This is a genomic window from Paenibacillus sp. EKM10P, from assembly GCF_011800655.1.
Lineage (GTDB): Bacteria > Bacillota > Bacilli > Paenibacillales > Paenibacillaceae > Paenibacillus > Paenibacillus polymyxa.
In genome coordinates, this window is record NZ_JAALET010000002.1 from 601,432 (window position 1) to 618,966 (window position 17,535).

At 46.8% G+C, this 17,535-nt stretch carries 22 protein-coding genes; 1 reads left to right on the forward strand and 21 read right to left on the reverse strand.

All coding sequences use genetic code 11. From position 1 onward, the window contains the following. Nucleotides 1-2: 2 nt before the first annotated feature. The 12 genes from aroB to mtrB all read right to left on the reverse strand — a co-directional run bounded on the left by aroB (nt 3) and on the right by mtrB (nt 9,808). On the reverse strand, nt 3-1,097 hold the full coding sequence (aroB, locus tag HFE01_RS08135; RefSeq protein ID WP_019687863.1) for a 3-dehydroquinate synthase: 1,095 nt from the start codon (nt 1,095-1,097) through the stop codon (nt 3-5). Nucleotide 1,098: 1 nt separating this feature from the next. Continuing rightward, a complete protein-coding gene (gene aroC, locus HFE01_RS08140; protein ID WP_017427548.1) occupies nt 1,099-2,268 on the reverse strand; it encodes a chorismate synthase in 1,170 nt (389 codons plus the stop codon). A 232-nt stretch (nt 2,269-2,500) separates the two neighbouring features. Continuing rightward, on the reverse strand, nt 2,501-3,301 hold the full coding sequence (locus tag HFE01_RS08145; RefSeq protein ID WP_013371673.1) for a CheR family methyltransferase: 801 nt from the start codon (nt 3,299-3,301) through the stop codon (nt 2,501-2,503). A gap of 30 nt (nt 3,302-3,331) precedes the next feature. Then, nucleotides 3,332-3,775 carry a nucleoside-diphosphate kinase gene (gene ndk, locus HFE01_RS08150; protein ID WP_013371674.1) on the reverse strand — a complete coding sequence of 148 codons (444 nt, stop codon included), beginning with the start codon at nt 3,773-3,775 and terminating at the stop codon, nt 3,332-3,334. 110 nt (nt 3,776-3,885) lie between these two features. Continuing rightward, nucleotides 3,886-4,860 carry a polyprenyl synthetase family protein gene (locus tag HFE01_RS08155; protein WP_016822208.1) on the reverse strand — a complete coding sequence of 325 codons (975 nt, stop codon included), beginning with the start codon at nt 4,858-4,860 and terminating at the stop codon, nt 3,886-3,888. Beyond that, on the reverse strand, nt 4,857-5,723 hold the full coding sequence (locus HFE01_RS08160; RefSeq protein ID WP_025365131.1) for a menaquinone biosynthetic enzyme MqnA/MqnD family protein: 867 nt from the start codon (nt 5,721-5,723) through the stop codon (nt 4,857-4,859). The genes HFE01_RS08155 and HFE01_RS08160 overlap by 4 nt, the downstream gene beginning before the upstream one ends. Continuing rightward, nucleotides 5,680-6,339, reverse strand: coding sequence for a UbiX family flavin prenyltransferase (locus HFE01_RS08165; RefSeq protein ID WP_016822210.1), 660 nt, complete (start codon nt 6,337-6,339; stop codon nt 5,680-5,682). Before HFE01_RS08165 ends, HFE01_RS08160 begins: the two co-directional genes overlap by 44 nt. Beyond that, nucleotides 6,339-7,211 (reverse strand): UbiA-like polyprenyltransferase, encoded by an 873-nt coding sequence (locus HFE01_RS08170; RefSeq protein WP_016822211.1) that lies wholly within the window; start codon nt 7,209-7,211, stop codon nt 6,339-6,341. The genes HFE01_RS08165 and HFE01_RS08170 overlap by 1 nt, the downstream gene beginning before the upstream one ends. Continuing rightward, nucleotides 7,204-7,932 carry a demethylmenaquinone methyltransferase gene (locus HFE01_RS08175; protein WP_017427546.1) on the reverse strand — a complete coding sequence of 243 codons (729 nt, stop codon included), beginning with the start codon at nt 7,930-7,932 and terminating at the stop codon, nt 7,204-7,206. The genes HFE01_RS08170 and HFE01_RS08175 overlap by 8 nt, the downstream gene beginning before the upstream one ends. Nucleotides 7,933-7,941: 9 nt before the next feature. After that, nucleotides 7,942-8,811, reverse strand: coding sequence for a heptaprenyl diphosphate synthase component 1 (locus HFE01_RS08180; protein WP_025365132.1), 870 nt, complete (start codon nt 8,809-8,811; stop codon nt 7,942-7,944). A 116-nt stretch (nt 8,812-8,927) separates the two neighbouring features. Further along, a complete protein-coding gene (locus HFE01_RS08185) occupies nt 8,928-9,479 on the reverse strand; it encodes a hypothetical protein (protein WP_017427544.1) in 552 nt (183 codons plus the stop codon). Nucleotides 9,480-9,577: 98 nt separating this feature from the next. Continuing rightward, complete coding sequence (gene mtrB / locus HFE01_RS08190) at nt 9,578-9,808, reverse strand: trp RNA-binding attenuation protein MtrB (RefSeq protein ID WP_025365133.1); 231 nt, start codon at nt 9,806-9,808, stop codon at nt 9,578-9,580. Between the two features lie 53 nt (nt 9,809-9,861). Between mtrB and HFE01_RS08195 the strand changes: the two genes are divergently transcribed. Further along, complete coding sequence (locus tag HFE01_RS08195) at nt 9,862-10,137, forward strand: hypothetical protein (protein ID WP_107733423.1); 276 nt, start codon at nt 9,862-9,864, stop codon at nt 10,135-10,137. Between the two features lie 71 nt (nt 10,138-10,208). On the opposite strand, the gene HFE01_RS08200 is transcribed toward HFE01_RS08195, so the two are convergent. The 9 genes from HFE01_RS08200 to HFE01_RS08235 form a co-directional block, all read right to left on the reverse strand. After that, nucleotides 10,209-10,481, reverse strand: a complete 273-nt coding sequence (locus HFE01_RS08200) for an HU family DNA-binding protein (RefSeq protein ID WP_014599981.1) — start codon at nt 10,479-10,481, stop codon at nt 10,209-10,211. Nucleotides 10,482-10,521: 40 nt separating this feature from the next. Further along, complete coding sequence (locus HFE01_RS27580) at nt 10,522-10,653, reverse strand: hypothetical protein (RefSeq protein ID WP_258013985.1); 132 nt, start codon at nt 10,651-10,653, stop codon at nt 10,522-10,524. A gap of 76 nt (nt 10,654-10,729) precedes the next feature. Beyond that, the gene (locus tag HFE01_RS08205) at nt 10,730-11,716 is read right to left on the reverse strand and encodes an ABC transporter permease (protein WP_016822216.1); all 987 of its coding nucleotides are present in this window, start codon (nt 11,714-11,716) and stop codon (nt 10,730-10,732) included. Next, nucleotides 11,713-13,230 (reverse strand): sugar ABC transporter ATP-binding protein, encoded by a 1,518-nt coding sequence (locus tag HFE01_RS08210; RefSeq protein ID WP_107733422.1) that lies wholly within the window; start codon nt 13,228-13,230, stop codon nt 11,713-11,715. Before HFE01_RS08210 ends, HFE01_RS08205 begins: the two co-directional genes overlap by 4 nt. A gap of 73 nt (nt 13,231-13,303) precedes the next feature. After that, complete coding sequence (locus tag HFE01_RS08215) at nt 13,304-14,419, reverse strand: sugar ABC transporter substrate-binding protein (RefSeq protein WP_019687870.1); 1,116 nt, start codon at nt 14,417-14,419, stop codon at nt 13,304-13,306. Nucleotides 14,420-14,585: 166 nt separating this feature from the next. Then, nucleotides 14,586-16,064 carry a stage IV sporulation protein A gene (gene spoIVA / locus HFE01_RS08220; RefSeq protein WP_017427540.1) on the reverse strand — a complete coding sequence of 493 codons (1,479 nt, stop codon included), beginning with the start codon at nt 16,062-16,064 and terminating at the stop codon, nt 14,586-14,588. 38 nt (nt 16,065-16,102) lie between these two features. Continuing rightward, nucleotides 16,103-16,240, reverse strand: coding sequence for a hypothetical protein (locus HFE01_RS08225; protein WP_013371690.1), 138 nt, complete (start codon nt 16,238-16,240; stop codon nt 16,103-16,105). A gap of 248 nt (nt 16,241-16,488) precedes the next feature. Continuing rightward, entirely contained in the window at nt 16,489-16,839 is a 351-nt protein-coding gene (locus tag HFE01_RS08230; RefSeq protein WP_107733421.1) for a 2Fe-2S iron-sulfur cluster-binding protein, read from the reverse strand. Between the two features lie 42 nt (nt 16,840-16,881). Continuing rightward, on the reverse strand, nt 16,882-17,532 hold the full coding sequence (locus HFE01_RS08235; RefSeq protein ID WP_151255666.1) for a hypothetical protein: 651 nt from the start codon (nt 17,530-17,532) through the stop codon (nt 16,882-16,884). Nucleotides 17,533-17,535: the final 3 nt, after the last annotated feature.

Below are 17,535 nucleotides of genomic sequence, written 5' to 3' on the forward strand. Positions count from 1 at the left end.
CGTTACGCCTCCTCTTTTAACTGTTCAATGACTTCCCGGATGTAAGAGACGGAAATATCCTTCACAACCTCCACACGCCCAATACTGCGTGGGACAACGAAAGTAATGCTGCCTTCTTTGAATTTTTTGTCATGCATCATCGCTTCGAGCAATCGATCTGTATCGAGATGTGACGGAAGAGAAGTCGGTAAGCGCAGCGATGACAGCATTTCCTTCGTTTCGTTTACCAAAGAAGGATCTGCCCCCAGCTTCACACCCAGTAGTGCCGAGCCAACCATACCAATAGAAATGGCTTCCCCGTGTAAAAACTCACCATACCCCGCAATCGCTTCAATCGCATGCCCAATCGTATGGCCTAAGTTTAAAATAGCGCGCAAATCATTTTCTCGTTCATCGCGTGATACAACTTCGGCTTTAATGGAGCATCCCTTCTCCAGCCCGTACTCCAGTGCCGTCGCATCCAGTCCGAGCAAATCCGTCGAATGTTCACGGCACCACTGAGCAAAATCAGCATCCCAGATCAAGCCATGCTTGATCATTTCAGCAAGCCCCGCAGATACCTCGCGAGAAGGTAATGTTGACAACGTATCTACGTCATACAGTACGAGTTCCGGTTGGTGAAAGGCTCCTATCATATTTTTCGCCAAAGGATGATTGATGCCGACCTTACCACCCACGCTGCTGTCATGGGCAAGGATAGTAGTTGGAACCTGTACGAACTTGATGCCTCTCATATAAGATGCCGCCACAAATCCAGCCAAATCACCCACCACACCACCACCAAGAGCGATAACAGCTGAATTGCGATCCAAACCGCCCTCAATGGCTGCTGTTATGACCTGCTCAAATACAGCAAGCGACTTGGATGTTTCACCTGGCTTAACGACAAATGATACCGTTCTGTATCCCGCCTCTTGAAGATTGCTTTCCACTGTTGCCAAGTAGAATCCCGCTACATTTTCGTCTGAAACAATCAATAATGGGCTTTTTTGTGCAATTCCTCGTTCCTTCAACGACTCTCCGGCTTGATGCAACAACCCACGTCCGATAAGAATAGGATAAGAACGTTCGCCAAGCTGTACCGTCAGCGTGCTCATCTTAGTATCGCTCCAGTTGTTGTTCATAGGATGCAATATTCGCGCGGATTTCTTCAATTGAATCCCCGCCGAATTTCTCTAGTAAAGCTTTGGCTATCTCCCAAGCTACCACATGCTCCATGACTACGCTTGCCGCTGGTACCGCACATGCATCCGAACGCTCAACCTGTGCAGTGAACGCTTCTTTCGTATCAATGTCGACGCTTTGCAGCGGCTTATAAAGTGTGGGAATTGGCTTCATAACGCCACGAACCACCACTGGCATTCCGTTGGTCATGCCACCCTCAAAACCACCCAATCGATTTGTACGACGGTGATATCCACGTTCCTCATCATATAAAATCTCGTCATGCACCTGTGAACCACGCAACTCTCCTGCTTCAAACCCGATGCCGATTTCCACACCTTTAAATGCATTGATCGACATGACGCCTTGTGCGATACGTGCATCCAACTTCCGATCATACTGTACATGACTGCCCAGACCAATCGGAACACCTTCCACGATACATTCCACTACCCCACCGACGGAGTCACCTTCTTGCTTGATCAGGTCAATATACGCTTCCATCTTCTTCTCCGTTTCTGGATCGGTTACTCTTACCGAAGAAGCTTCTGTTACGGCAATCAGTTCATCAATCGGCAAATCGCGATAAGGAGCTTCGATTTCACCAATGCGGATGACCTGACCTGCCACCTTGATCCCGAACTCAGCCAGTAATTGACGAGCCAAACCGCCACATGCCACACGAATTGCTGTTTCACGTGCACTGGAGCGTTCCAACACGTTACGAAGATCCTTCAGGTTGTATTTCATTCCGCCATTCAAATCCGCATGACCCGGACGCGGCCGATGAACCCGACGCTTTTCTTCATCACTGCCTTCAATAGGCTCAATATTCATAATATTCTGCCAGTGCTTCCAATCGTTATTTTCCACAACTAGAGCAATTGGTGCACCTGTGGTATATCCGTGACGTACGCCACCAGCAATCTTCGCCGTATCTTTTTCAATCTGCATACGCCGCCCCCGTCCATATCCTTTCTGACGACGGTGCAACTGAAAATTCAATTCCTCAAAATCCAATTTCAAATTACTCGGCATACCCTCTACAATGGCAGTTAGCTGGGGACCATGCGTTTCCCCCGCGGTTAAATAACGTAAACTCATGACGCGTTCCCCCTTTAAACTGTTAAACTGTGCATCGCTAAAATCTTTAACTGTGCTTCATTATAGTATACGCACCTTTCTTTGACAAGAAAAGCCACGTCTGAGGCAGATAAACAAAAAAACACGTCCCTCAGCCAGAAGAGCTAAAGGACGTGCACTGTTGATAAGCCAACCATCCATTACTTAAGAATAGAAATAAGTTCCTACGAAACGATGGATGATATGTACAGGCTTATGCTTTTTTGCGATAAAAAAAGGTTTCAGTCGATTCCAGCCCATATTGGTTAGGAGAAAAGATTTGCTCGGTACTGCCGACAAATAAAACACCGCCGGGACGAAGGCTGGCAGCAAACTTTTGATACAACGCATGTTTGGCCTCTTCTGTAAAATAAATCATAACATTTCGACAGATAATGAGATCATACCCATCCTCAAACCGATCCAGCAGCAAGTTTTGCTTTTGAAATTTCACAGCCTGTTTTAGACGGTCATCAATCCGATACATGGCACCATCTGGTTTAAAATATTTGCTAGCTACCTGCTCAGGCACATCCTTGAGCGAACGCTCCAAATATTTACCTTCCTTGGCTTTAGCCAATGCACCATCATCAATGTCGGAAGCTGTAATAGAGCAATTTCCTAAAATTCCTTTACCGTCGAGAACCATAGCCAGGCTATAGGGCTCTTCACCAGTCGAGCAGGCTGCACTCCACAGCTTAAGCTTCTGCTTTCCTACAAGCAGCTGTGGCAAAATGATATCCCGTAGCACTTCCCATCGATTGGGATTTCGCCAAAATTCGGAAACATTGATCGTCATACGATCCAGAAATTCATAGAATAGAGGTTTTTCCTTCATCATGGCATCATAAAAAGAAACAAAACTGGGAAACCCGTTTTTGTTGCGAAGCGTCGTTAACCGCCTTTTCATCTGTGCTTCTTTGTATTGTGCAAGATCAATACCTGTGCTGTCCTTGATTTTGCGGATAAACGCTGTGTAATCGGGGTCCGTCTGACCCAGTTCCAGATCTGTCATGCTACCATCCTTCTTCATACGTAATTAAACTTACACCCAGGTCGCTACAGTTTTTTCATACCTAACCAATTCTTCCGGTGTGAAAAAATTTGCAATCTCGCGCTCTGCGCTCTCCGGTGAATCTGAACCATGAATGAGGTTAAACGGTGTATGTGCAGCAAAGTCTCCACGAATGGTGCCCGGAAGAGCCTCTGTTACTTGTGTTTTACCAATCAGCAAGCGGGAAAGCGTAACAATGTTATCCCCTTCCCAAACCATGGCAAATACAGGTCCTGATGTGATAAAGCCTACAAGCTCTTCAAAAAAAGGCTTGCCCACATGCTCCGCATAATGCCGCTCTGCTTGTTCTCTAGATACCTGCACAAGCTTGCCAGCCGCCATTTTGAAGCCCTTGTCTTCCAAACGACTGACAATACGTCCAATCAGTCCGCGTTGTACACCATCCGGTTTAACCATCAAAAACGTACGATCCATCGGCTCACTCCCAATCCAATCTAATGTATTTATACAGTACTAATCTGTATTGTAACAGAAAGATTGGAAACGGTTAAAGTATTTTGTCACAGCAAACCTAAAATACAACTTTAGTAGGAGCGGCGTGTTACAAAATGAGCAATATCGCGCAGCGTCTTTTTTGTTTTGACATCTGGTAGTAAGTCCAGCGCGTTCAGCGCTTTATTAATATATCGGTCAGCGAGAATTTCAGCTTTAGCGATTCCTTCACTTTTTTTGATCATATCCACCGCTTTACGGGCGTCTCCTTGCCCGTCCCCATCCTGAATTCGCCGAATTTCAGCCAGTAGATCATCCCGCAGTTCGGGTTGTTCAAGCGCATAAATGACCGGAAGTGTAATATTGCCCTGTCTCATATCACTGCCTGGCGGCTTGCCGATCTTTTTTTCTGTTCCACACAGATCAAGCAAATCATCCTGAATTTGAAAAGCCATACCTACGTTATAGCCATAGCTGTACAACAGTGAGTTGACTCTTTCCCGTGCTCCTGCAGCCATAGCTCCCAACTGGCAGCTGACCGCAATCAACAATGCTGTTTTGCGCCGTATGCGAAGCAAGTAATTGCGTACACTCTGATCCACATTAAAAAAATCACGTATTTGTTCCATTTCACCAATCGACATCTGCACCAACGCCTTAGACAGCACTCGGTGAATATCGGGATTCGGCAGCCCAGCAGCAATAGATAGTGCGCGTGCATATATGTAGTCTCCGGTGTACATAGCCACCCGATTGTCCCATTTGGACTTCACGGTGGGTTGGCCGCGTCTCATTTCCGCATCGTCAATCACATCGTCATGAACGAGAGAGGCAGAATGAATCAGTTCCAGAGGTACCGCTATGCGCTTGAGCTTGTCCAGATCATATTCTCCAAACTTGCCTCCCAGCAATACAAATACGGGACGCAAACGCTTGCCCCCTGCTTTAAGTAGATGAAGCGACGTATCATTAATCAACGGCTCCCTACTGTCAATGCTACGGTACAGCTCTTCTTCTATGAAGTTCATATCCTTTTTTAATAAACCGAACAAATCCAATCGTTTCATTCTTTCACCCGTGTCAGCGTATTGTCACTCCAGAGAAGCGGCTTCACTCGTCGGTCAAGCAGCCCCAGTTCATATGCATACTTAAAATAAAGCTCTAAACCTTGTTGTTGCTTCTCTCCAAAATCATAACACAGATTCGTAAAGTAGCGCTCCCAATAATCTTCTGAACCTCCAATTTCCTTGCAAGCTTCAGAAATAACAGGTGTCAGGTCAGACAGACTACGCTGCTTGCTTACGCGGAACGCATTCGCAATTTCAGCCACCGCAGCGGGATTCTGAGCAGCAACAGCACGTCGAACTGCCCATACAGCAAAGGTCATACTATAGCCCGTCCAGCGTTTCCACTCTTCCCCGAGGTCGGTTACGTACAGGCCCTCACTTCGCCAGGAAGCCTTGATCGCGTGATCTCCAATCAGCAGCCCTGCATCTGCCTGTTTCAGCATCAAATCAAGATCCGGTTCACAATCAAAGTAAGTAGGCTGACCTTCCCATGCCTTTTGCATCAAAATTTTCAACAAGTTCACCGATGTGGCTGAAGTATTCGTCAGTGCAATGGTGCCGTTAATGATTTCATTTAGCGGCTTGCGTGAAAATAGTAAAATGGATTGGACTGGACCGTCTGCACTAACGGATAAATCGGGCAACAGCAGCATTTCCTCAGCACCTGATGCATACGCAAAGGAGGACATCGCACTCATATCCAAACTCCCATTCAGCATGCCTCGATTCAATTCAGCCGGAACTTTGGAGACCATCTCCGCCGAATGGAGAAGCTTTGAAGGATTAAAGTAATGAAAAATAGGCCAAGCGTTTGTATATTTAATTTTTCCGATTGTGATTGTCTTGGTGTCCGGTATCGGCATCGGAATCCCCCCATCTCGTAAACAGTTGATGTTCTATACGCAAGCTGTCTAATACTTTGCCTACGAGGAACAGTACAATATCATCCAGCGTCTTTGGATGAAAATAAAAAGCTGGCATGGCCGGAATCATTTTGACGCCGAGTCTCGCAAGCTTAAGCATATTTTCCAAATGAATAGCATGTAGCGGTGTCTCACGAGGCACAAGGATTAGCGGACGACCTTCCTTCATCATCACATCTGCTGCACGTGCCATGAGATTATCAGACGAACCGTGCGCTACCGCTGACAACGTCCCCATCGAGCAGGGCATGATAATCATGGCATCTACTAAATAAGAGCCACTCGCTATTGAAGCTCCAATATCTGTGAACGGATGGTATACAAGAGAACCGGGACGGCCTCCGAATTGTTCATTCAAAGCTCCTTCCCGGTCGGTCACATTCCAGCCCAGCTCCTCTTTCAATACCCGCCAGCCAGCATTAGAAACAATCAGGTGAACTGTATACTGCAAGTCCAGCAGTGTCTCTACTAGTCGTACACCATAAATGCTTCCGCTCGCACCTGTAATGCCAATAACGATTCGTTTGCCTTGATGGTTGCTCACCTGATTATTCATTAGTATTGACGCACCACCAAATCAATCAGTGTAAAAGCAAATACGACAATGCTAAGTACACCGTTCATAGTAAAGAATGCTGTCTGCAAACGACTCAAATCTTTTGGAGATACGATATAGTGCTCATAAAATAAAATAATGTATGAAATAATCATGCCCGCCAGATACCACCAGCTTAAATCTGCGATAAAGAACAGCACAATAAATCCGATCGCCGTAATGACATGGAACACACGGGCGATGTTCAGAGCACCTGCTACACCAAAACGGGCAGGAATAGAATAAACCCCTTCGCTCTGGTCAAAATCAATATCCTGACAAGCATAAATAACATCAAATCCAGCGGTCCAAAATGCAATCGTGAGATAAAGTACGATAGCAGTTAAATCCATTTGTCCCGTCACTGCAACCCACGCGCCTAGCGGCGCCAAACCAATGGTCAAACCAAGTACAAAGTGGCACAGCCAAGTAAAACGCTTGGTGTAAGAGTAAAAAACAAGCATAAAAAAGGCCAGCGGGAACAGCTTGAACGCCAGCGGACTTAACTTGAATGAGGCCCAAAATAACAACAACAAGCTAACGATGATGAAAATCACCACTTCGCTCGATTTGAGCAGCCCTGCCGGAATAGCGCGTCCTGCTGTACGCGGATTTTTCCCGTCAATCACACGGTCAATCATACGATTGAAGCCGAAGGCTGCGCTACGTGCGCCAACCATAGCCAGCAAGATCCAACCGATCTGCGGCCATGAGGGAAGGTTGTCCGTCACGACAACTGACCCCAATACAGCCCCCATAAATGCAAATGGGAGCGCAAATAAAGTATGTTCAATTTTAATCATTTCCAAAAAAATAGCAATTTTCTTAAACATGCTGACTCTCCTTGATTCCAATATGCAATGCCGCAATGCCTCCGGTGAGAGAATGAGCCTGAACATCCTTCAATCCGACTTCACGAAAGATGTCAGCCAGTTCATCCCTTCCTGGAAAAAGCGCCAACGAATCAGGGAGCCATTTGTACTGCTCATAACGTTTGGCGAACAATTTGCCGAGCATGGGCAAGATGTGCTGAAAATATGCGTAGTAAATTCCCTTGAACGGCTGCCAAGTAGGTTTGGACAACTCTAGACATACAACCTGCCCACCAGGTTTGACGACTCGTTGCATTTCCTGCAACACGCGGCGCAGATCAGGTACATTGCGTAGACCGAAACCAATCGTCGCATAATCAAATGAATTGTCTTCAAAAGGTAGATCCATCGCGTTGCCTCGTACAAGCTTGATTTGCTTTTCGCGGGATTCTGATGTAATCTTGCGCTCGCCAACATTTAGCATGTTCTGGCTAAAATCCAATCCTACGATGTGACCACTTTCACTTGCACGCGCCATCGCAAGCGTCCAGTCACATGTCCCACAACAAAGGTCGATTGCCGTATCGCCGTGATGCATGTTCATTTTTTTCATTGTAAATTTCCGCCAAGCCTTATGTCTACGAAAGCTCAGTATATCGTTCATCAGATCGTATTTACCGGCTATACTTTCAAACACGCCATGAACGAATTGCTCTTTCGGCTTGGTGTCGCTTGATCCCATGACGTTCACCTAACCTTCCCTCACAACCGGGTGCGAACTGTTTAGCAGCTTCAGGAAAGGCTCAAGCATGCATTCAAATTCCTCAATCCCCGTGTTTTGTTCATCTGACAGGGTCTGCCGGATGTGTGTAACAGCCGTGCGAAGCTTGTCCAGTATCGCATCCTCGGCTTTGTATTTCAGCACAAGCTTACGCCAAACTGCTGTTTCAGTACCACTCTCTGAAAGCAGTGCCTGCTCATGCTGGTCTCCGTTACCGTAAATATGCCAGAACATATATCCGAAACGGGACTTGTCCGGTTCTGTCCGCTTCTCCCATTCCTCCACCAGCGTGTCACAGACAGCGAATTCATTAAGAAGCTGCTTCCAGACTTCCTGATCCTGTTCTGCAATAAGGGAAGTCAATGATAAAAAAAGCTCCTGTTTGAAGCAAACCATCTGAGATAAATACTGAGCGGCATTCAATCGAAAATGCTTCATCTCCCAGTACAAGCTCATTTTCCCTGCGTTCACTTCACATACAGCATCACTCAGCTTCGAAATGGCCTCGATTCGGCCTGCCATTGCGAGTAGCTGATAAAAACGGCTGCTGAAGTAGTCACCGGCTAACACTTTTAGCTGTCTGGAACGCATCTCTTCCGGACTTCGTATACCGGATAAAGTATCAATCATATCATGCGTATCCAGTCCCATCTGCACAAGTGATGTAACCAAAGCGTACAGTTCATCCTCACTGGCATGCAGCCCTTGCGCATTCCGGTTCAAAAACTCAAACAGCAAACGGGTACGGCTGTCAGGAAAAGCCGGCATTTCCGTATGTTGTTGAATCATGTCGTATTCCACATATTTCCTTGCTAATTGAGGTACGCGATACGGTTTCATCCTAAGCCTCCGAGCCATGACTTTCTGGTATACTCAAATAATTGCAATGCCTTATATTATATCACAATTTAAAATGATTCGCGACTAAAGTACTGTAGGTCCAGCGGTAGAAACATCTAGTTTGTATATACACCGCTAAACCTGTTTTGCCACATGGGCGTTACTGTAATGCGGAAACGAGATTTCAAATCTTCTGGCAGTTCAGCGCCTTCCCGATTTCTAAGTTGTTCCAATGCCTCGTTCGTCCACTCGTTCCGGCGTATATCGGATGCCAGCAGCAAATGGCGTTCTCCTGACCATTCGTCCTGCGTCACCACCCGCAACAGCAATTGCCGTACATTCGTCGTTCCGTAAAAGCTAAAGGCGGCAAGCTCCGCCATGTTCTGATAAATCTCCAGAGGTGTGGTTTCTTCCTTGGACAGCTTAACATCCAGGGTCAGGACAGAATGTTCCCAGCTTGCACTTGCAATCGGTGTGGTCAATGGAAGCTCGTTCAGTGTATCTACCAGATTGTCATCCGTCAGCAACACTCGTTGCTGGGGCGAGATTGTTGCCTGTGTTTCACGAACTGCTGCGGTACCCGAGTCCAGCATCTGTAAGGACGGCAGCAATATTGCTGCTGCGGTGGTTATGAGAATGGAACCACCGAGTACAATCCAAGGTTTCATCAGAGCCTCCCCTGACCCCTACCCCATAATGTGGGTTTGCTACGGTAAAGGTCCTCACTCTCATTGTACAACAAAAAAAAGCAGGCTATGCCTGCATTTTACTCCTCCGTATCTACAACACCGTGCTTGGTCATCACCACGGCCTTGCCGCGAATTTTGATGGCAGAAGTATGATCCGTAAATTGGACGATCAGTATCTCACCCTTGTCCAATTTTTCTGAATGATGCAGGCGTGTATCCTGACCTCTGGTCAGACCAAAAACCTGACATCCGTTGCTTTTTGCTTTAATTACGACGTACTCACTGCTGCCCGTCACGTTATCTTCCATGTCCTTTTCCTCCCTGAGAGCCGAAGCTATATTTTTATGATGGAGATTTAAGATTGTTTTGTCAACTACATGCTTTCCTCGCGCCTGCAACAATTAGTGCTTCCTGTGCCATACTATCTGTGCAGTCCCATCTATTTACGAAAGGAACGGATCGGATGGAAAACTATCGTCCCGCCAATCTCAGTCCTGCTCAGATAGAGCAGCTTCAACGGCTGGAACATGAATTTGCCGAGCTGACAGGTGAACCCCTGGTGCTGATTGCTTATGCCTCGCGAAACGGCAAGACACCTTCCTCTTCTTCAGTCCATAGCACCTCTACCACAAAGTAAATAGGACAAAAAGAAAAGGCCGTGAATCAAATTCACGGTCCTTTCAGCGCATTGGGAATATGTAAGAAATCTTATTTAATTCCGTCTTTGAGCGCTTTACCCGGTTTGAATGCCGGAATTTTGCTCGCAGGGATTTCGATTTCTTCTCCTGTTTGCGGGTTACGTCCTTTACGTGCGGAACGTTCACGAACCTCAAAGTTCCCGAAACCTACCAGTTGTACCTTGTCTCCGTTTTGCAGTGCTCCAGCGATCGCTTCAAATACTGCATCGATTGCTTTGGTTACGTCCTTTTTGGACAATTCAGTGCTCTCAGAAACCTGATTGATCAAATCCGTTTTATTCAACATATTCACCTCCCAATTCAAGTGTAGTCCAGCATTAAGGTTATCGGTGTGCTCCACCGATAATGAAGTCGCCTGTATAAAATAACCCGGGCGGCATACTGCCTTCCATAATGTTATCATCTGTTTCCGTTTCGTCGTTAAATATACATAGAATATACCTAACCACCGCCATATAGGCCGAAACTGGCGTTTTATGGCACCCTTCTTGCGTGGAACAAGGTTTATAGTAATACAGTCGACAGACAATTTCAAGTACGACGACGGTTCAGTACGTAAAAAGTAACAGCCAGCGCAAGCACCAGCACTACTCCTTTGACAATGTCATGGGCAAAATATTGCACATTCATCATGGTCAGCCCATTAACTAATACGCCGATTAACACTGCACCAATAAATGTACCAATAACATTGGGTTTACCCGCACCAAACACTGAAAAACCGACGAATACTGCAGCTACTGCCTCCATAAGTAAGGGAGAGCCAGCGTCAATTTGACCCGAGCCTACACGCGAGGCATATAGAATACCGGCAATTGCCGCAAATACGCCTGAAGCGATATAGGCCAGTGTACGGACCTTTTTTACCCGTATACCTGACAGACGAGCAGCCTCCTCATTCCCGCCAGTTACATACATTTGACGCCCGTGCTTTGTGTAGGTCAAGAAAACATGCACCGCTGCCACAGCTAGCAACAGTAAAATAACCGAAATCGGGATACCCAACCATTTACCCTGCCCCAGTAAAAGAAATGCTGGAGATATCTCGCCTGGCGCCTTGCTGCCATCAGGAAACTGCATATGATTGTAGATGGTATAGCCTTGTGCGTATGTTTGGTGAATCCCGCTAACGATATACATAATGGCTAGAGTTGCGAGCAAATCGGGGATACGCAGTTTAATAATCAAAAGTGAATTCAACAGCCCAACCAAAGCTCCAACAATCAGAGATACAATAATAACCACTGCAACAGGCTGTTCATACCAGACCATCAACGAGGCTGAGACGACCGTCGTCAAGGATACCGTTGCACCAACCGACAGGTCAAAACCGTCTACAATAAGTGATAAAGTCACACCAATGGCCACGAAAGTTACAATCGCAATGGAGCCAAGAATATCCATCAAATTATCATACGTCCAGAAATAAGGTAATGTGGCTGAGAAAAACGCCAACACACCTATAATGACAACTACAGCACCGTAACGAAACGAGACATTTAACCATTTTTCCTTCATGAATGCACCTCTTCACCACCGCTGGCGTACAACAGAAGCTGTTCCTGTTCGACTTCGCCTCGCGCAAATTCCCTTATTATTTTACCGTCATACATGACTGCTATCCGATCACCAATGCCTATACCTTCCGCGAATTCACAGGTAAGATAAATGATTGCTTTTCCTTGTGCAGCCAATTCTCCGATGATACGGAAAATATCGCTTTTTGCCCCTATATCCACACCCTTGGTTGGCTCGTCAAAAACGAATACATCCGCACCGGAATGAAGCCATTTTCCTATCGCAACCTTTTGCTGATTCCCACCGCTCAAATACTTAACATTCTGGCGCAGTGAAGGCGTCTTAATACCAAGAGAGGCGACAACCCCATTACCGTTATTACGTTCTTTATGCCGACTGATGAAACCCAGGACACTCAGCTTGCCCAAGAGCGGAAGACTAAGGTTTCGTTCCACGCTCTCCTCAATCAAGACCCCCTGCTTACGCCGCTCCTCGGGTATGGACACAATTCCTTGAGCTACCGCGTCCGCTGGCTCACGCATACGAATGAAGCGCCCCTTGAAGGTCAGCTCCCCCTCATCGGGCTTGTCTGCCCCTGTAAGTAGTCGTGACAACTCCGTCTTGCCCGCACCGACCAAACCCACAATAGACAGAATTTCACCGCGTCTGACGTACAAATCAACGCCGTGAACTCGCAATCCTTTACGGAGTCCTCTTGCTTCCAATACCGTTTCACCAATAGGTACCTCTGTTTTCGGAAATTCCTCATCAAATGTTTTCCCAAGCATATACGTGATAATGTCGCCTACATTTAAATCAGAAGCAGGTCCCGAGAACACGCGCTCACCATCACGCATCACCGTAATACGGTCACTGTGCGCGATGACCTCCGGCAATCGGTGCGTGATGAGAATACATGCTACTCCCTCATCCTTGAGGGTATGAATGGTGCGGAACAAACGCCTCGTTTCTTCCTCGCTCAGCGGTGCCGTTGGCTCGTCAAAAATGATAGTATTCGCCCGCTGTGTCAAAATCCGTGCGATGAGTACAAGTTGCTTTTCTGCCAACGTCAATTCTGACACGTATCGTCGTACATCTATATCAACCTCCAGACGCACTAATGCCTCACGTGCTCGCCTACGCATGGACGCTGGTGCAGCCCACCATCGACCATCAGGTGCAGACAAATCGTCCATTACAATATTTTCAGCGACGGTTAACTGAGGCACAAGTGCCGAATCGACTTCTTGATACACGCAGTGAATTCCGGCTCTTTTGGCTTCCCACGGTGAACGAATAATCAGCTCCTTGCCATCCACAACGATCGCTCCCTGATCGAAACGATACGCACCTGACAAGATTTTCATTAATGTGCTCTTCCCTGCCCCGTTGGCACCTAGCAGAGCGTGAATTTCGCCACCCTGCACCGTAAAATCCACGGCTCTCAGCGCATCTACACCAGCAAACCGTTTGCTGATCTTCTTCATCTCCAATGTATATACTTGTGTACTCATGAATGTCCCCTCACTCCCGCTTATGATAAAAGCGCGCCGAAGCGCGCCTTTGCATTTGCGTTATGCATCCATTTTATTTGGACGTTTCATATTCCTTCATCCAATCCTTGTAGCCCTGCTCACTCTTGCCCCATCCTTTCACAAATTGAGACAACTCGGATGTGGAAATTTGCTTATCTGGCAACTCTTCACGCTGTACATATACTGCCTTCAGCACAACTTTCTCCTCAGGGTTATCCCCATGCAACTTCTGGTATGCATAGCGCACTTGTACGCGCCCGATATCTGTTGGATCTACGGCTGCTGAAGCCACCCACGGGTTTTTCGGGTCCTGAATCATTTGCAAATCTTCATCACTCATATCAATCCCATAAACTTTAATTTCCGTACGCCCAGCTTGTTGTATCGCACGAGCTGCACCTTTGGCAAATTCATCCCAAGCCGCCCACACTGCTGTAATTTCACCCTTAGGATATTGCTTTAGCACTGCTTCCATTTTGGCTTGCGTATCCAAAGCAGGATTCTGAGCCGAACCAAAAGTTGCAATCTCTTTAATATCTGGATTGGCTTTCAAAAATGCGTCATAAGCAACCTGGCGGCGCTCCATTGGCGCAAACCCAGCAACCCATACCTTCACAATGTTTCCTTTGCCACCGATGTCCTTTTTCATTTGCTCAAGCGTCAGCTCCGCCATGCTTTGGTCATCCTGTGAGAGCACTACCGCACCCGGAACATTGACCGCGGCATCGAACACGATAACCGGAATATTGCGGGAAATTGCTTTTTTAAGTCCTGGCTCCAGCAATGCGTCACCGTGGTCAGTCAAAATAACATCAAACTGCTGGTTAATCGCACTATCTAGCAAAGAAGCCATTTTAGCCTTATCGTTATTTGCAACAAACTTGGTCAGCGTACCGCCAAATTTCTTAACCTCATCTTCCACACCTTGAACATACTGCTGCGAAAACGTACCTGTATTAAACTCCATGATCAAAGCAACCCGTTTACCCTTTAGATTCGAACTATCTGTTTTTCCGTCTCCTGTACTCGTTCCTGCAGTGCTTGTCCCTTGAGCGCCGTTCTCTGTTTTCGGCGCGCCACATGCTGTGACCAGTATAATCAGCACCAGTAGCATGATGGCTCCGAGCCCTAGCTTCTTGTTTTTTTGGAGCCCTTTTTGGATATACATGATTTGTTTCCCCCTCGTTCGATCCACTAATATGTTTCAAATTTGATACTTAATATATCGCGTTAAACCAAGTATGTAAATAGGTTTTATTAAATATAAAAAATACCGCAAAGAGCAGTCAGCTCTCTACGGTATTCCCCTTACATATTTTGGTTATGGCTTAGCCTTAAAGAATGATAGCAATAAGACCACCAGAACCTTCGTTAATAATGCGACCCAGCGTTTCTTGAAGCTTGTAGCGTGCATTGTCCGGCATCATGGCAATCTTGCCTTGAATACCTTCACGCACAATAGAATGCAGCGAACGTCCGAAAATGTCAGATTCCCAGATTTTGATTGGATCATTCTCAAAATCTTGCATCAGGTAGCGTACGAGCTCCTCACTTTGCTTCTCTGTTCCGATAATCGGAGCAAATTCCGATTCCACATCGACACGAATCATGTGAATGGAAGGGGCTGTCGCTTTAAGCCTCACGCCAAATCTTGTACCTTGTCGAATCAACTGCGGTTCGTCCAGTGCCATCTCGGCCAGTGACGGAGCTGCAATACCATAACCTGTTGTCTTGACCATTTCCAGAGCCTCGGCAAAGCGGTCATATTCACGTTTAGCGTGGGCAAAATCCTGCATCATTTGTAGCAAATGATCCTTGCCACGAATCTCTACCCCAACGACTTCAACCAAAATCTGGTCATACAGCTCATCAGGCGCATACAAATCAATTTCCGCTACGCCCTGCCCCATATTCATACCGCTTAATCCGGCTCTATCGATGAACTCATACTCCATAAACTGGCTGACCACCCGATCTACATCACGCAGGCGTCGAATATCTTTAACCGTATCACGAACGGAATTTTCATAGTTGCTACGCAGCCAGTGATTTTCGTTCAATACCATAACCCAGCTCGGCAGGTTCACATTCACCTCATGCACCGGGAATTCATACAATACTTCACGAAGTACACCCGTAACATCATCTTCCGTCATGGTCGCCGCGCTGAGTGTCATGACTGGAATATCATACTTGGCAGCCAGTTCACTGCGAAGTTGGAGTGTTTCATCACTGCGTGGATGCGTGGAGTTGATAACCAGAACAAATGGCTTGCCAACTTCCTTCAACTCTTCAATGACGCGTTCCTCCGACTCTACATAAGAGCTACGCGGGATTTCAGCAATGGTGCCGTCTGTGGTGACTACCACACCGAGTGTCGAATGTTCTTGAATAACCTTACGTGTACCGATTTCTGCCGCTTCCTGAAAAGGAATGGGTTCTTCAAACCATGGTGTAGAGATCATCCTTGGACCATTTTCATCCTCGTAGCCTTTTGCACCTTCTACTGCATATCCCACACAGTCAACCAGACGTACATTCACGTCCAGTCCTTCCGTTACTTTGATCTGGACGGCATTATTCGGTACGAATTTAGGTTCCGTCGTCATGATCGTCTTCCCTGCCGCACTTTGCGGCAACTCGTCTACGGCGCGGGCACGGTCCGCCTCACTCGTAATGTTGGGCAGTACAATCGTTTCCATAAACCGCTTGATAAATGTTGATTTTCCTGTTCGGACTGCGCCGACGACCCCAAGATAGATGTCTCCTCCGGTGCGTTCGGCAATGTCTTTAAAAATGTCCACTTTCTCCAATGAAATCCCCTCCTCAAAAGTCTCCGAAGGAAAAATGCTTAAAGAGCATCCGCTTCGTGTTCAACCAACTGCTTGATCCCAGATGCGGCAGAACAGCCTTTAAAATGCCCGGAAGTCGTCCGCCGCCGAGATTCAGGAGACTGATGGAATCGGCGAAACGGCGTAAACTCGTACATGCATTTGGACTGATACCATCATATGTATCCCCTCCGTAAAATATGTTTAGTTTTTTAAAAATAGATTACGTCACCGTGATCATTGCAGGAACGATATTTTACGTTTGGGTCCACTCACCTAATATATGCACAGCAAGATTTCCCCATGACTTTGTTGCTAGACTTAAATAAAAAAAGGATATGTCTCTGACCGGTTCTAGCCGTTGAGAAATATCCTTTGTTTTTTGTTCTAATTATTAAAATTGATATTACCACAGTTCGTCATCCAGTGCCTGACGCTCCAGTTGCCGCCTAATAGCTGCCTTAAGTCTATCCTCCGGTATGGTTACCTCTACATCACCTTGAGCGCGGGCCTGACAGGATAAACGTATTCCTTCATTCAGTAAAGGTCCCAGCTTACGCTGTTCTGCATCATTAGGGTGACCTGCGAGCTCAGCCCGTTCCGGTGCTATCTGCACTTTACACATCAGACAGGCTGCTTTTCCATCACAACGTGTGGGAATGTACACACCTGCTTTACGGGCAGCCTGGAGCAATGACGTGCCCTGACCGACTTGTACGCGCTTGCCTGACGGCTTGAACGTAATCTGCACATTCATGAACGGTCCTCCATTCACCTTTCCTCTTAATACGCACGCAACCTATATTTCATTACTCATCCCGATTATGGAGTGAAGTTCTGGCCAAGGGAGAAGCTCTATAAGCTTGCCCAACTGCTCCTTATTCCAAATGTTACGGACCAATAGCTGTGTTAGTATCCCTATGTGTTGTTGTGGGTCTCGCTTCATGACATCTGCAATCGCTTGATAGCGGTCAGGACGATTTCGCAACAGATTGAATAGCAACTCGTGACTGAGAGGCATCAAACGCAATGAGGTATTTTCCAGATCAAGCTGAATCCCAGCCGACCAGAGTAGCCGCTCGACCTCTAAGCGATATAAAGCTCCATCACATAAAACCTCAAATCCTCCCACCAATTCGACTGGAAATCCCTCCAGTTCATAGTGGCTTAGCAAAGAAACGTAAGATCCGCTACGGTCAACCTGCTGTGGGTCTATACTTACACCCGGCGAGCGCGCGTGTAACAGCTTTGCTGCATGAATATCCGCATAAATATCAATGTCCCGAGGCAGACGATCCAGTTCAACTTCTTGCACAAGTAGTGCACAGCTCCCCCCCAGCATCCACGGAACCGACACCGCTGACCAGCTCTCAGTCAAGCTACCCAGCGCAACTGCCAGATCGTGAGGAAGCCTGTCCACTAACACTGATGATATTGCCTCCTTCAACATCGT

Excerpts from the sequence above, each read along its gene's own strand:
- aroC (WP_017427548.1), bottom strand. The coding sequence starts at position 2,268 with ATGAGTTTACGTTATTTAACCGCGGGGGAAACGCATGGTCCCCAGCTA.
- ndk (WP_013371674.1), bottom strand. The coding sequence starts at position 3,775 with ATGGATCGTACGTTTTTGATGGTTAAACCGGATGGTGTACAACGCGGA.
- aroB (WP_019687863.1), bottom strand. The coding sequence starts at position 1,097 with ATGAGCACGCTGACGGTACAGCTTGGCGAACGTTCTTATCCTATTCTT.
- HFE01_RS27580 (WP_258013985.1), bottom strand. The coding sequence starts at position 10,653 with ATGGCGGTGGTTAGGTATATTCTATGTATATTTAACGACGAAACGGAA.
- HFE01_RS08160 (WP_025365131.1), bottom strand. The coding sequence starts at position 5,723 with ATGCCGATACCGGACACCAAGACAATCACAATCGGAAAAATTAAATAT.
- HFE01_RS08230 (WP_107733421.1), bottom strand. The coding sequence starts at position 16,839 with ATGAATGTGCAGATTACGTTCAAGCCGTCAGGCAAGCGCGTACAAGTC.
- mtrB (WP_025365133.1), bottom strand. The coding sequence starts at position 9,808 with ATGGAAGATAACGTGACGGGCAGCAGTGAGTACGTCGTAATTAAAGCA.
- HFE01_RS08145 (WP_013371673.1), bottom strand. The coding sequence starts at position 3,301 with ATGACAGATCTGGAACTGGGTCAGACGGACCCCGATTACACAGCGTTT.
- HFE01_RS08165 (WP_016822210.1), bottom strand. The coding sequence starts at position 6,339 with ATGAATAATCAGGTGAGCAACCATCAAGGCAAACGAATCGTTATTGGC.
- HFE01_RS08205 (WP_016822216.1), bottom strand. The coding sequence starts at position 11,716 with ATGAAGGAAAAATGGTTAAATGTCTCGTTTCGTTACGGTGCTGTAGTT.
- HFE01_RS08170 (WP_016822211.1), bottom strand. The coding sequence starts at position 7,211 with ATGTTTAAGAAAATTGCTATTTTTTTGGAAATGATTAAAATTGAACAT.
- HFE01_RS08215 (WP_019687870.1), bottom strand. The coding sequence starts at position 14,419 with ATGTATATCCAAAAAGGGCTCCAAAAAAACAAGAAGCTAGGGCTCGGA.
- HFE01_RS08180 (WP_025365132.1), bottom strand. The coding sequence starts at position 8,811 with ATGAAACCGTATCGCGTACCTCAATTAGCAAGGAAATATGTGGAATAC.
- HFE01_RS08210 (WP_107733422.1), bottom strand. The coding sequence starts at position 13,230 with ATGAGTACACAAGTATATACATTGGAGATGAAGAAGATCAGCAAACGG.
- HFE01_RS08235 (WP_151255666.1), bottom strand. The coding sequence starts at position 17,532 with ATGTTGAAGGAGGCAATATCATCAGTGTTAGTGGACAGGCTTCCTCAC.
- HFE01_RS08155 (WP_016822208.1), bottom strand. The coding sequence starts at position 4,860 with ATGAAACGATTGGATTTGTTCGGTTTATTAAAAAAGGATATGAACTTC.
- HFE01_RS08175 (WP_017427546.1), bottom strand. The coding sequence starts at position 7,932 with ATGGGATCAAGCGACACCAAGCCGAAAGAGCAATTCGTTCATGGCGTG.
- HFE01_RS08185 (WP_017427544.1), bottom strand. The coding sequence starts at position 9,479 with ATGAAACCTTGGATTGTACTCGGTGGTTCCATTCTCATAACCACCGCA.
- HFE01_RS08225 (WP_013371690.1), bottom strand. The coding sequence starts at position 16,240 with ATGTACGAGTTTACGCCGTTTCGCCGATTCCATCAGTCTCCTGAATCT.